This is a genomic window from Numidum massiliense, from assembly GCF_001375555.1.
In the GTDB taxonomy this organism is placed as follows: Bacteria; Bacillota; Bacilli; order Thermoactinomycetales; family Novibacillaceae; genus Numidum; species Numidum massiliense.
The window spans coordinates 1,274,893-1,288,574 of sequence record NZ_CTDZ01000009.1 but is presented as its reverse complement, the minus strand read 5'-3'; the positions used below and the strand labels follow the sequence as shown (position 1 = coordinate 1,288,574).

At 52.0% G+C, this 13,682-nt stretch carries 11 protein-coding genes; 2 read left to right on the top strand and 9 right to left on the bottom strand.

Annotation, left to right across the window (positions count from 1 at the left end; all coding sequences use genetic code 11):
* Window positions 1-22 precede the first annotated feature (22 nt).
* From BN1247_RS06595 to ligD, 4 genes are all read right to left on the bottom strand, one after another.
* Complete coding sequence (locus BN1247_RS06595; protein ID WP_054949673.1) at window positions 23-1,681, bottom strand: AMP-binding protein; 1,659 nt, start codon at window positions 1,679-1,681, stop codon at window positions 23-25.
* Between the two features lie 194 nt (window positions 1,682-1,875).
* Complete coding sequence (locus BN1247_RS06590) at window positions 1,876-3,018, bottom strand: acyl-CoA dehydrogenase (RefSeq protein ID WP_054949672.1); 1,143 nt, start codon at window positions 3,016-3,018, stop codon at window positions 1,876-1,878.
* A 419-nt stretch (window positions 3,019-3,437) separates the two neighbouring features.
* Window positions 3,438-4,727 carry an amidohydrolase gene (locus BN1247_RS06585; protein ID WP_054949671.1) on the bottom strand — a complete coding sequence of 430 codons (1,290 nt, stop codon included), beginning with the start codon at window positions 4,725-4,727 and terminating at the stop codon, window positions 3,438-3,440.
* A 68-nt stretch (window positions 4,728-4,795) separates the two neighbouring features.
* On the bottom strand, window positions 4,796-5,716 hold the full coding sequence (ligD, locus tag BN1247_RS06580) for a non-homologous end-joining DNA ligase (RefSeq protein ID WP_231633178.1): 921 nt from the start codon (window positions 5,714-5,716) through the stop codon (window positions 4,796-4,798).
* A gap of 73 nt (window positions 5,717-5,789) precedes the next feature.
* On the opposite strand from ligD, the gene BN1247_RS06575 reads away from it, so the two are divergent.
* Window positions 5,790-6,758 (top strand): ATP-dependent DNA ligase, encoded by a 969-nt coding sequence (locus BN1247_RS06575; RefSeq protein ID WP_082416029.1) that lies wholly within the window; start codon window positions 5,790-5,792, stop codon window positions 6,756-6,758.
* A gap of 187 nt (window positions 6,759-6,945) precedes the next feature.
* Here the strand turns inward: BN1247_RS06575 and BN1247_RS06570 are convergent, their stop codons facing one another.
* The 4 genes from BN1247_RS06570 to BN1247_RS17420 all read right to left on the bottom strand — a co-directional run bounded on the left by BN1247_RS06570 (window position 6,946) and on the right by BN1247_RS17420 (window position 11,600).
* Window positions 6,946-7,671 (bottom strand): hypothetical protein, encoded by a 726-nt coding sequence (locus BN1247_RS06570; protein WP_054949669.1) that lies wholly within the window; start codon window positions 7,669-7,671, stop codon window positions 6,946-6,948.
* Between the two features lie 63 nt (window positions 7,672-7,734).
* Window positions 7,735-9,123: a sensor histidine kinase gene (locus BN1247_RS06565; RefSeq protein ID WP_054949668.1), complete on the bottom strand. Its 1,389-nt coding sequence runs from the start codon at window positions 9,121-9,123 to the stop codon at window positions 7,735-7,737.
* A gap of 124 nt (window positions 9,124-9,247) precedes the next feature.
* The gene (locus BN1247_RS06560) at window positions 9,248-10,555 is read right to left on the bottom strand and encodes an FG-GAP repeat domain-containing protein (protein ID WP_054949667.1); all 1,308 of its coding nucleotides are present in this window, start codon (window positions 10,553-10,555) and stop codon (window positions 9,248-9,250) included.
* A 37-nt stretch (window positions 10,556-10,592) separates the two neighbouring features.
* A complete protein-coding gene (locus tag BN1247_RS17420) occupies window positions 10,593-11,600 on the bottom strand; it encodes a polysaccharide deacetylase family protein (RefSeq protein ID WP_054949666.1) in 1,008 nt (335 codons plus the stop codon).
* Window positions 11,601-11,817: 217 nt separating this feature from the next.
* Between BN1247_RS17420 and BN1247_RS06550 the strand changes: the two genes are divergently transcribed.
* Entirely contained in the window at window positions 11,818-12,531 is a 714-nt protein-coding gene (locus BN1247_RS06550) for an HAD family hydrolase (protein WP_231633399.1), read from the top strand.
* A gap of 211 nt (window positions 12,532-12,742) precedes the next feature.
* On the opposite strand, the gene BN1247_RS06545 is transcribed toward BN1247_RS06550, so the two are convergent.
* The gene (locus BN1247_RS06545) at window positions 12,743-13,612 is read right to left on the bottom strand and encodes a tagatose bisphosphate family class II aldolase (protein WP_054949665.1); all 870 of its coding nucleotides are present in this window, start codon (window positions 13,610-13,612) and stop codon (window positions 12,743-12,745) included.
* Between the last annotated feature and the right edge of the window lie 70 nt (window positions 13,613-13,682).

The following is a 13,682-nucleotide window of genomic DNA, read 5'->3' as shown; positions in this document are numbered from 1 at the left end:
TCTCCTCCTATGTCCTTCTTCGTCATTTCGTAGCTTCTTCAATCCCCAGCCCGAGTAACTCATGCGCCATTTGCCGTAGTTTGAACTTCTGGATCTTACCCGACGCCGTCATCGGGTATTCGCGACAAAATTCGATGTAGCGCGGTATTTTGTGCCGGGCAATTTTACCGCGACAGTAGTCGCGAATGTCTTCAGCCGTTAACGTTGCGTCTTCCTTTAAAATGATCCACGCCATCACTTCTTCACCGAACAGCTCATCGGGCACACCGACGATTTGTACGTCGAGAATTTGTGGATGCGTGTACAAAAATTCTTCCACTTCCCGCGGATATATGTTTTCGCCGCCGCGAATGATCATATCTTTTAAACGACCCGTTATTTGCACGTACCCGTCCCCATCCATCGTCGCCAAATCACCCGTGTGCAGCCAACCGTCGGCATCGATCACTTCTGCCGTCGCTTCCGGATTTTTGTAGTACCCCTTCATGACGTGATAACCGCGCGTACACAGTTCCCCTTGCTCTCCGGTCGGTACCTCTTCCCTCGTAGTTGGATCGATAATTTTTACTTCTACGTGCGGTATTTTACGTCCGACGGAAGACACTTTTAAGTCGATCGGGTCGTCGGCGCGCGTCTGCGTAATGACGGGAGACGCCTCCGTTTGCCCGTAAGCAATCGTAATTTGTGCCGCGCCCATTTTTCCCATGACGGCTTTCATCACTTCCATCGGACAGGTCGAGCCAGCCATAATGCCGGTGCGCAGCGACGACAAGTCAAACCGGTCAAACTCAGGATGGTTTAACTCGGCGATAAACATCGTAGGCACACCGTGTAGTGCGGTACAACGTTCCACCTCGACCGCTTTCAACACCGTGAGCGGCTCAAACGACTCGACAGGCACCATCGTCGCCCCGACGGACACACACGCCATCGTCCCCAACACACAGCCGAAACAGTGGAAAAAGGGGACCGGAATACACAGCCGATCGGCAGCTGTCAAGCGCATCGATGCCGCAATGTGTGCCCCGTTGTTGACGATGTTGTTGTGCGTGAGCATGACGCCTTTCGGAAAACCGGTCGTACCCGACGTATATTGCATGTTAATGACGTCGTCCGGCGCGAGTTCATCCGTGCGTCGGTCGAGTGCACCGTCGCCCACCGCCTCTCCCATCTGCACGAGGTCGTCCCAGAGATACATGCCCGGATAGCGCTTCTCACCGAGCACGATGACGTTCTTTAAGTAAGGCAACCGCTCCGACGACAATGCGCCTAGCTCGGACGTACGCAATTCCGGTACGATTTCGTATAACATGTCAATGTACGAAGCACCGCGGTATGACTCCATTAAAATGAGCGTCGTCGCATCCGATTGCTTTAATAAATACTCTAGCTCTGCCGTGCGGTAATTCGTGTTTACCGTGACGAGGACAGCACCCATTTTCCCTGTCGCAAACTGGGAGACGAGCCATTCTGGCTGGTTCGTCGCCCAAATCGCCACGTGCTCACCCTTCTCGATGCCGAGGTGCATCAACCCCTTCGCCACTTGCCGACACACGTCGTCGAACTGGCGGTACGTATAGCGCAAGTTCCGCTCCGGGTAAACGACTGCCTCGTGCTCGGGCTGTGCCGTAGCGACGTTTTCTAGCAACCGTCCGACCGAAACGTTTAACAGCTCTGCCATACAAAAAATCCCCCCTTAGACCCCCTTAATCCGTACTTGCACAAGTGGGCGCGCCGTTACGCCCTTAAGCCACTCCACTTTTATCGACTAATAGCTATCAATAACTCCACTAACTGCTAACTTTTAATTCCTAAATAACTTCTGATCGTACCGCACAGTACCGCGGCCGTGTCACTCGTATTTATTCGGTACAACTAACAACCGAGTTGCCGGGCAATGACGAGGCGCTGAATTTCTGACGTTCCTTCACCAATTTCCATTAACTTAGCGTCGCGCAAATAGCGTTCGACTGGATATTCTTTGATGTAGCCATAACCACCGTGAATTTGTACCGCTTGATCACAGACGCGCATGCATATTTCGGACGCATGCAGTTTAGCCATCGCCGACTCTTTCGTAAAGGGGCGCCCGGCATCTTTGAGCCATGCCGCCTTTAGTACCATATTGCGCGCCAACTCGATTTGCGTCGCCATGTCCGCCAATTTGAACTGAATCGCTTGAAATTTGGAGATCGCTTGAGCGAATTGGACTCGCTCCTTCGCATACGTCAGCGCTGCTTCAAAGGCCGCCTGGGCAATGCCGACTGACAGGGCGCCGATCGAGATGCGTCCGCCGTCGAGTGTGTACAAAAATTGACTGAACCCTTTTTCCGGGTCACCGAGTAAGTTTTCCTGTGGCACGCGGACGTCTTCCAAAATTAGCTCGGCCGTATTCGAGCCGCGCAACCCCATCTTGTCGTACTGCTTGCTCACGCGAAAACCCGGCGTCTCCGTCGGGACGATAAAGGCGGAGACGACGTTTTTTCCGTTAGGGCTTTTATGCGTGACAGCGGTTACAATAACTGTCTGTGCATAGCTCGCATTCGTAATAAAACATTTGCTGCCGTTGATGACATACGCGTCTCCTTCGCAAACGGCTCGCGTCGCTGTGCCCCCCGCGTCAGACCCCGCCCCCGCTTCCGTGAGACCGAAGGAGCCGAGTGCGACTCCCGAAGCGAGCGGTACGAGGTACTTCTGTTTTTGTTCCTCCGTGCCAAAATAATAAATCGGACTTGCCCCGAGCGATACCGCCGCCGCATAACTTAAGCCGGTACTGCCGCAGGCGCGCCCGACTTCTTCAACGGCGAGTGCGTATGAAATCGTATCGGCACCGACACCGCCGTACGCCTCCGGGAACGGGATGCCCAGTAGGCCCAGTTCGCCCATTTTTTTAAACGTGTCCAGCGGAAATTGACTCGTCTGATCGAGGTGCTCTGCCTTAGGGGCGATCTCTTTTTCCGCAAAGGCGCGCACCGTGTCGCGTATGAGGCGCTGTTCTTTCGTCAAACTAAAATCCATCGCGATTCCTCTCCCTCCTGTCGTCTTTTACTGTATGCGCTTACGGAGGCGTCCGTCGTGACTCGCATGGCTCGTGTATTATTCTGTACGCCACCATCGCTAGTTTGAGAACTAGCAGGCAGAGTCGGATCAGATTGCCCAAAGGAAAATTATTGTGTCATTCGCGTTACAAAACGAGCTATACACAAAATTGTAAACAGCCAATAGAGAGCACCTAGTAAGCGTTACCATATATTATATGGTAACGTAGCGCCGTTGTCTATGTTTAGTTAACGGACGGATTCACAGGCGGGCGGTGCCCGCAGTCGCTTAACTCTAGCGGGCACCGCCATCACTGCGCCGTCACTGCGCCATCACTGTCCGTTACAACACCTTGCGCGCTTTCGCGCGGCAAACGGTTGTCACACAATGATTACCTATCATAAATCTAACTGACCCCACACTTTTTTTACTTGGTAACGAATGCGTTCCTCGTCCAGCGTCAAGCACTCGCGGTTGCGCATGAGCGGACGTCCGTTCACGTACACGTCTTGCACGTCACTGCTCATCGCACTGTACACGAGGTTGGAGACGACGTCATGCACGGGTTGCCAGTGTGGGCCGTCAGTACGCACGGAAATAAAGTCAGCTTTTTTCCCGACTTCGAGCGACCCGATTTCCGTTAAAAACAGTGCTTCTGCCCCGTAACGAGTCGCCATCCGCAGTGCGGTTTCCGCTGGAACGGCGAGCGAATCTTCCCAGTGTCCTTTATGGATGAGTGCCGCTAACCGCATTTCTTCCATCATATGTAAGTTATTGTTGCTCGCAGCGCTGTCGGTGCCGAGCGATGGGCAGAGTCCTTTTTCCAACATCGTCGGGATTGGCGCAATACCGCTGCCGAGCTTTAGGTTACTCCCTGGATTATGTGATACCTTAACTTCTTTTTGCGCCAAAATGTTAATTTCTTCGTCGTTGACGTGCACGGCGTGTGCGACTAACGTCGGCCGGTCAAAGACGCCTAGTTCGAGCAAGTGCGCCACAGGGCGCTTCCCGTAATCGGCGACATTCTGCTCTACTTCGCGCGCCGTTTCCGACATGTGGATGTGAACGGGCACGTTTAACGCTGTCGCCTGTTCTACCGTCTGGCGGATGAAATCCGGCGGGCACGTATACGGGGCGTGTGGCGCCATCATCGTCGTAATCCGCCCTCCCGCTTGCCCGTGCCAATCTTGCACAAACTGCGTCGCTTCCCGCAGCTTATAGCGGCGTTCCTCTTCCGAACCGAGTCCCGTCATCCCGCGGCACAAGCTGGCGCGCATGCCTGACAGAACAACCGCTTGCGCCACTTCGTCCATGTAGTCGTACATGTCGGCGAACGTCGTCGTGCCGCTCTTCACCATTTCTAACAGGGCGAGATTTGTCCCCCACTTCACTTGTTGCGGCCCGAACTTTTCTTCAACCGGCCACATTTTTGTCTCAAGCCACTTCTGCAGCGGCAAGTCGTCAGCATATCCGCGCAGCAGTGTCATTGCTGCGTGGCCGTGCGTATTGACGAATCCGGGCAGCAGCATTTTCCCGCGCATGTCGACGACGTCGTCGTACGCCCAAATGTTTTCCGGTGTCTTGCCAATGTATGTAATCTTGTCGTCGCAAGTCGCTAGCGCGCCGTGAATAACGTCATTCCCTTCGTTAACGGTCGCAATCGCGGCATTAATAAATAACCGTTTCACACTGTTCGCCCCTCATAAAAGTTTTCCATTCTCACTCTATTTATTGAAACAGACAGCGGGAACGATCGTCAAGAGAGGGACACTTTTTTGCGGATAAAAGTCAAAATGTCGTCCAAGGCAAGTCGTTGTTCCACGTGTTGTAATGGCGAAAATATATCCCCTATCTTTTCCAGTCGCGCGTGAATGGTGTGAAGCGTAAAATCTTCCGGCTGCACGCCGCGGGCCAGCTCCTGCCATAAGACAGGTGTCGATACGGTCGCGACGTTGCGGGCGCGGGGCGAGTACGGAGTGATCAACGTTTTGCCGAGCCAGTGCTGCAAATAATCGATGTACACTTTGTCGCCGCGGTTTCGCTTTAACCGTTCCAACGTGACGAGACGAGGCAGCTTTTCGTGTAAGTACTTCGCAATAAAGGCGCCGACGAGCCGCGTTTCCGCAAACGAATAGCGACGCGCGATCGGCACGTACACTTGCAGGCCAGTCGCGCCAGACGTTTTTGGAACGGCGGTAAGGCCGAGCGATTGAAGCACATTGTGCAGTGTGAGTGACACCTCGACTACGGCGGCAAACCCTTCCACCGTCGGGTCTAAATCGAAAACGAGTTCCGCTGGCGCTTCACTGTGCGCGAAGTGAAACGATGTGTGCAACTCGAGCGCCGCTTGTGTCGCCAACCATACGAGCGTCGCTGTATTTTGCAGTAAAACATACGTCGTCCCTTGCCATTCTGCGGTCTGTACCCAGGCGGGGGCGTGGGCGGGCACGTTTTTTTGATAAAACGATTTTCCCCCTGTACCGTCCGGAGAGCGAATGACTGTGAGCAGTCGGTCACGCGCATACGGCAAGATGAACGGCGCGAGCCGCGTCACGTGTACGACGAAGTCCCACTTCGTAATCGCCGCCTCGGTAAACAGTAATTTGTCCGGGTGCGTTACCGTAATTTCTTTGTTTTCGATCCGTACGATTTTGTCAGACAATCGCTTCACTTCCACTTTCGCCGAGTTAAAATTATTATCAGCTACGCGGTGCAAACTATGTGTATGTAGAAAAAAGAGGTGAAACGACGTGCAGCCATTAGCACCGATGGAACCAAAACGCGGGGAGATCATCCCTTCCGGCTCCGATTGGATCGCACAAATAAAATGGGATGGCGTACGCCTCTTGACGTATTACGACGGTGCACGCCTGCAGTTGTTCAACCGCAAAAAGCGCGAACGGACACAGCACTACCCCGAACTGACCGACATTCGCAACTATTGCCGCGCCAAATCGGTCATTCTTGACGGAGAAGTGATCGCGCTCGGTCCGGATGGCAAGCCATCCTTTCACGAAGTGATGCGGCGCGACGGCATTCGCCGCCTCGAGCGGGTCCCGCGCATGCGACAGCTCGTCCCCGTCACATTCATGATATTCGATCTGTTGTACGCGGACGGCTCCTCACTTTGTCGCCTCCCGCTGCACAAGCGCCTAGAATTGTTGGAGACGCTGGTCACACCAAACGAATGCGTACAACTCGTCTCTTCTTATGCCGACGGTGTGTCGCTATTCAATGTAATGAAGGAAAACGACATGGAAGGCATCGTCATGAAGCAGCGCGAGTCGCCGTACGTCGCCGGGACGAAAAGCGATCGCTGGCTCAAAATAAAAAATTACCACGACTTAATCGCGGTCATCGGCGGTTTTACTGTGCGCGACCAAGTCGTTAATGCCTTGCTGCTAGGACTATACGATGCGGATGGCCGCCTGTGGTACATCGGACACGCTGGGACAGGGAAGTTATCACAGGCGGAATGGCGCACCCTCACCGCCCTGTTACACCCGACTGTAACGACGGAACAACCGTTCGCAAACCGACCGGAACGACATCGCGACGCCTACTGGGTACGTCCTACAGTCGCGGTGAAAGTGACTTACATCGAATGGACTCCCGGAGGCGCACTCCGGCAGCCGAGTGTGCAAAGTGTCGTCGACGTGCCGCTAAGACAGTGCGTTTTTCCCGGAAGGGATTCACCTTTTAACGGCTACATGACATAATGCGGCGGGTGTGCCGGCGGCACCCTATCGTGCAGCGGCATTTCGTATGCTAAATGTTAAGCTAAAAAACCTTCTAGTCTTCCTTGCACTTGCGGCCACTCGCGGTCTAAAATACTGTACACGTACGCATCAACGAGCAAGCTGTCGAGAACGTCTCGACAGCTAGTTTTGGTAAGAGTTGAACTATTCACAACTTCGGCAGCGTTTGACCGTTGTTGAAGTTGCGCATCGTCACTTCATATGTCATATTCACTGTCTCGTCCTCGCCGTCAACCCCAGTCATTTTTGCCTTGTAATGCAACGTGAGCGTGCGGACGAGTTGTCGCTGTACGTCGATTTCGACGTCGACACTCGGATTCCCTAACAGTTCGATGGACACGTTGTTACTGTTGTCGACTTGCGGCAATTGCAACGTTTTTGCTCCCGCCTGCTGCGCATACTTGTTTCGATCGAGTGTGATACGAAAACTATTCTTACTCTTCTGCTCAATATTAACGACGCTTTCCTTCATTTCTTGTAGCATCGTGGCCGGACTCTCTTTATACGAAATGCCGAACATCTGCAAATCTTGCGCAGTCGTCGGTTTCCAGCGTCGATCGTTTGCTAATTTATAGTACAGTTGATCGTCAGCAGCCAAAATGTTACTTTCACTCTTAAAACCTGACAGTCGCACTTTCGCCTCTGCGATGTAACCGCGACCGGCGACGTACGAACCGTCTAAGGCGAAGAGGCGTTCCATCTTTTTACTATCTGCCTCTGCATGTAAGGCGCTGGTGAAATCAAACGAGTTCTCCACCATATTGTCGATAATTGTTTGTACCTGTTCTTTCGAACTGGCTGCTTTGTTAGAACATGCACTAGCGAATAAAAGCGCGAGTGACATAGCTAACCATAAGCCCTTTACTTTCCCCATGACGTATGTATCCCTCCTGCACGGACAGTATTATACCACACACCCGCGAGGAGAGAAAAGCCCTTACACGTTTTTTCTTTTGTCAGTTCTGGGGATTTGTAGCGAGACACACGTGCCTTCGCCGTAAATACTCGCTATGTGTAACGTGCCACCGTGCAGCCGCACGATCTCGTCGCTAATCGCCAAACCAATCCCTGCACCCGCCCCCTGCGGGGCAACCTGATAGAAAGATTTCGTTAAGTGGGGCAAGTGGTCCGCAGCAATGCCGCAACCGCGATCACTTACTTTTACGACGACGTCGGCGGCGCTCTCGTCCAGCGACACAGTCACTTCGCCACCTTGGTGGGAAAACTTGATCGCGTTGTCGACGATGTTGATGAGAACTTGCTTTAGGCGCAATTCGTCAACAAAGATTGTCACTGGCTGTAGGCCGTGTACAGCAATGGTACATTGCTTCTCTTCCGCCTTCATCTTAAACTCGAGGGCGACTTCTTCCACGAGTCGATCGATGCGCACATCTTCTCGATATAGTTGCACGCGATTAGCCATAAATTTGGAGAAATCGAGTAGCTCTTCCACTAACATAATCATGCGATTCGTTTCCGCACGAATAATCCCTATCCCCTGATTCATTTCTTCCTTACTTAACTGCTCGCCGACGTACATCGTTTCCGCCCACCCCTTGATCGCTGTCAGCGGGGTGCGCAGTTCGTGTGAAATAGACGAGATAAACTCGTTTTTTAAACGGTCGTTTTTGACGATTTCATCGGCCATGTAATTGAGTGTGCGCGCGAGTTCACCCAGTTCCTTCTCGTACGTCTCGTCCATGCGGATACCGAACTGCCCTTTCGCCATTTCGGAAGAAATATTAATGATATCCTTTAACGGGTTGACGATCGAATTAGCGAGCTTTAAGCTGAGCAAAAACACAAACACGAGCACGAAGAAGCCAGACATTAAGGCAATCGCTACAATGGACTGGACCGTGCGATCGACCGCTACGAGCGATGTCGTATAGCGCAGGATCGCCACCGTCTGCCCGCCGTTTTTGAGTGGACTTTCCACAAACAGCACGCGCTCGCCCGTCCCAGGCATACGGTCAATGTGCGAATCGGTCTCCCCGTCTAACACTTGCTTACTCAACGGCACTCGATTTTTACCGTTAAAACCGTTGGACGACATGATGAGCGTCCCCTGCCGGTCGAGCAACTCCAAATACGTGCCAGGGTAGGCAAAGGACTTTATAATGTCTTGCGCTTTCCGCTTAATACTACCTTGCAAGTCGTCGTTGTATTTATTATAAAAAGCGGTCGAAATTTCGGCGTGGCTCGTCAATCGCTGCGCGATCCCGTAATAGTAGTACCGATAGACGCCGATAAAAAAAATGGCTTCCACTAGGAGGAGCGTAAGTAAAATAACAGCCATAAAGCGAAAAATGACGCGTCGTTTCATGTACTAAACTCCCGCCAAAGCAAGTAAGATCGATGTAAATCACTCATCGTTTCGGTCATCTAATAATTCCGAACTATTTTATATGGATTTCGCCTTGATCGTTCAGTCCCTAACTACCTACAGTTTATCGCCCGACATCTTCGGCAATGAGGTGAACGTGTGGCGCTAACGCCGCTTGCGCCGCAGGAATGGCATAAATGAACTTATCGCTCTGATGGATCTGGATCAATTCGTTGTTACCTTTCCGGCTGTTCTTCCATTTTCCTTTTTTAATATAGCGAACTTCCAACAGGTTGTCACCTGTCTTCGTAGAGACTAACCTTATCCAATTTCCCCCATCAACTTTTTCAATCGTCACGCGTTCGTACCACTCCGGCGGAAAGTCGACATAAAAACCGTTCTCGTAATCGGCGTACCGTTCATGCTTCAACTTGAGATCTTTTTTGCCGTCCCATTCGTAATACGTCTCGAAATAAGGTGTATCGGTCGTCGGCTCTTTCCCCCAACCTTTTGGAGTCGTCGTTAAGCCAATCTCTAAAATGCCGTCGCCATCAATATCCTTACTGAAAACTTGTCTCTCTTTAAATAGCAATCGCTCTGTTTGCAGTCCAAAGACGGATTTTAACTTTCCTTTTTCCACCACGATGAGTTCGGTAAAAGCCGATCGCCCGCGGAATGCCGCATCGATCAAAATGCCCCGCTTCGTTTTGCTCACTTTTCCTGATATGATGTTGTCGTAGCCTTTTACGAACGGTCCGAGCGCTAACTCAGACGTTTTTTCGATTAGATGCGTCCCGATGGCCAATTCAGATGCTTTCTCGAGCCGATTCTTACGGTTCGTTTGGTAAAGAACCACATTGGCGGTTACGTCGCGCTCTAACGTAATAAGGGAAATATCTTTAATGCCATCTCGGTTAAGGTCTTCGATCACAGCGTAACTATAACCCTTTTCGAAGATATTTTTTAACTTCCCGTCCTTATAATTGTACACGACTAACCCCTTATTCAACGCGTCGCCGTTCGCATAACCGACGATAATATTTTTGCGTCCGTCGTTTGTAACGTCTTCAATTGCCAATAAATCGACTTCGCTGCCTGCCGCTTTAATTTGGTCCGCCTTCTTCCACACGCCGTTTCGTTTCGTAAAAACAGCTAAATAGATCGCGGCATCCTCTTCTTTTTCTTTGTAAAAAACAACTGCTTCTCGCTCGTCTCGACCTAAGTCGACGAGCGAGAACAGTTGCTTCTTTTTTCCATTTAGCGGCGCGACCATAACGGCACCGTGCGGCAAGCTGCGTTCAACCTCTGTTTTGAGATCCGCCTTGTTCTGCTCGAATTTCGGTGGTTGGATCAGTTCCTCCGGCGACAACCCACAGCCGACGAAAGAAACGATGATCGAGCATAAGCAGATGGTGAGCATGGCGCGTTTCATCTTCTACCTCCCAGCAAATGGCACCCCGCGGTATTGCCTATTGCACAAACTGAACTGGAGCCACTGTGGCGTCGAGCGCCTCTAATTCATAGCCTTTCTCCTTTAGAAAGGAAAGCAACTCCCGTAAATGCGGGACGGTTTCAGCACGATCGTGCAACAAGATAACCGGGGTTTCGCCTTTTTTTTCCAATTCGTTCACTTGGGCGATGGTCGTCTCTAAGAAGCGGCCGTCGCGAAAGCGCCAATCGTTACTGTCGACGTTCCAATCCCACATCGTGAAGCCGTGGCTCGCGACCGCTTGCTTGTAGACGGGAGTCATGTGCGGATAACTGCCGTACGGAACGCGGATGAGCCCTGTATCGACTCCGGTGAGCTTCTTGATTGTCTCGCGACCGGCACTCATCTCCCCGACAACCGATGCCACTGAGGCATAAAACGCCCGCTGATCGTGCGTCACGCCGTGCATACCGACTGCATGGCCTTCCTCCACCATCCGCTTGACGGCTTTCGGGTACTCTTTCATTGCCGGTTCGAGCATAAAGAACGTCGCATGCGCATCGAATTCTTTCAATATGTCTAGTATTTCGTGCGACTGAGGTGTTGGACCGTCGTCAAACGTAAGGTAAGCGACTTTTTTCCCTTTCTTCTGCTTAATTTCTGCTACGCCCGGTAACACTATCCCCGTCGTTAACGACAATGATCCCTTTGCGCGCTCGGCGGTGACGCCTCTCTCTTTTTCTTGCTTGCCACTAGATTGTGTCTCATCCGCTTCTTTCTGTTGTACATCCGGTTTGTCGCCGGCCTTACTATCTTGTTTGGCACGATCTTTACCTTCTACCGGCACCGATTTGCTAGATTTGTATGTATACTTGTCGTCTACTGTCGTTTTACTGTCTACGGTTTTGTTAGCATTGTCCCCAGTTTTGTCAGCAGAGTGTCCTTGACTCGCCGCTCGGTTTGTACTAGAATAACCAAACTGTTGGTAAAGCAACACTCCCCCTCCGACAAGCACACTTAATACAACTAGCAGCGTCTTACGTTTCACCGTGCATCCCCCATTTTTTGCACAAAGTATCATCTGTTATTAAGTATATCGAAGGGGCGCGAAAGATAGGTAACAAAAATGTTACATTTATCGACACGAGCTGTCATAAGGGCCCAGGAAGTGCCTTTTCGACAAATGGAACGTTCGCTCGTAAACAAGCAATATAGTTGGCATTCTTGTAAGTAGAAAAGCACTGAGAGGAGAAGGCGAGTTGAAGGTGCTCTGTTTTGACTTAGACGGTACGTTGCTCCCGATGGATCAAGAGACGTTTATTAAGGCGTACGTAAAACAAATTGCCATGGAAAAGCAAGCGCTGCTCCCCGCGGAAGCGCTCGTTAAACATATTTTTGCCGCCACAGAGACGATGGTCAAAAATAACGACGCAACCTTAACGAATGAAGAAGTGTTCCGGAACGATTTTGTCCGGCGCGCAGAACTCTCTTACGAAACGGTCGGGCCAGTGTTCGACCGTTTTTACCGCGACAGTTTTCCCCTGCTGCAGAGGTTTACGCAGCCGACGCCACTCGCCCGCGCGATTTCAGAAGAAGCGCTCGCACAACGATATCACCTCGTCGTAGCGACGAACGCCGTGTTCCCCCGCACCGCCATTGTCGAGCGCCTGAAGTGGGCCGGCGTTGCCGACTTGCCGTTCGCTTTGGTCACTTCTTATGAAACGGCACATTTTTGTAAGCCGAACCCGGCGTATTATGTCGAAATTTGCCGCGAGCTAGGCTGCGACCCTGCAGATTGTGTCATGATCGGCAATGACGCACAAGAAGATATGGTAGCGAGTGAGGTCGGCATGCGCACATTTTTGGTGACGGACTGCGCGATCGACCGGGGCTCGCCACAATACCGCATCGACGCCCGCGGCACACTGCGCGAGCTGTACGAGCAGTTGCAGCAGCGTCGCGGATTGTTTTCCGAATAGGACAGCGGTGAACTAAAAATGCAGTGGCTTAAGTCCAAGCGCACGCGCTCGCACGCGCTAACATAGCGATTTGTCCGACATGGTACGCTTCATGTGCACGCTCTTTCTGACAAAGCTGCCGCTACTCGATCCGTTTCGCCGCGGAATAAAAACTCCCGCCGCCTACTGTGTAAACCTACAGTGAACGACGGGAGTCTTTTATTAATAGCGGTCAATAGCGGTCAAAACTGAGACACATGTCGATTTTGTCGTTTACCGCGCGGCTCATCGCTTCTTTAGCCGGCGTCATGTACTTACGCGGGTCGCTCTCTTCCGGGTGTGACGCGAAATGTTCGCGAAGTGCAGCGGAGAAAGGCAACTTCAACTCAGTAGAAATGTTAACCTTCGCGCACCCTAAAGCGATGCATTTTTGCACATCTTGTACGGGAATGCCGGAAGCGCCGTGTAACACGAGCGGCACGTCGACTAACGCTTTAATTTGTGCCAAGCGCTCAAAGTCGAGTTTCGGTTCCGCCTGGTACATACCGTGCGCCGTACCGATCGCCACCGCGAGCGAGTCGATGCCGGTGCGAGCGACAAACTCCTGTGCCGCTTGTGGGTCAGTGTACGCTGCGTCTTTTGCGTCGACGACGAGGTCGTCTTCTTGCCCGCCGAGACGCCCTAATTCCGCTTCTACCGTCGCCCCGCGAGCATGCGCATAGTCGACAACTTGCTTGACGAGGCGGACGTTCTCTTCGAACGGGTGGTGTGACGCGTCGATCATAACCGATTTCGTGCCGAGATCGACCGACGCCTTAATATCCTCAAACGTTTCGTGATGATCCAAGTGCAGCGCAATCGGGATCGCGTAGCGCGTTGCCGACACTTCGGCGATCGCTTGCATGTAGTCCCGCCCGGCGTACGCAAACGTCCCCGGCGTCGCCGCTAAAATAACGGGTGACCGCCGCGAAACCGCTGTTTCGACGACCGCCTGCACAGTCTCTAAATTGTGGATGTTAAACGCCGGTACGGCGTAACCTCCTTTTTGTGCGTTTAACAGCATTTCTTTCGTATTAACTAACGATGGACCCTTTGTTTGCATCGTTTTTCCCCTTTTCGTTAGTAGGTTCGGATCAGTAGGTTCGGATCAATAGATTCGGGTTTGTTCGGGT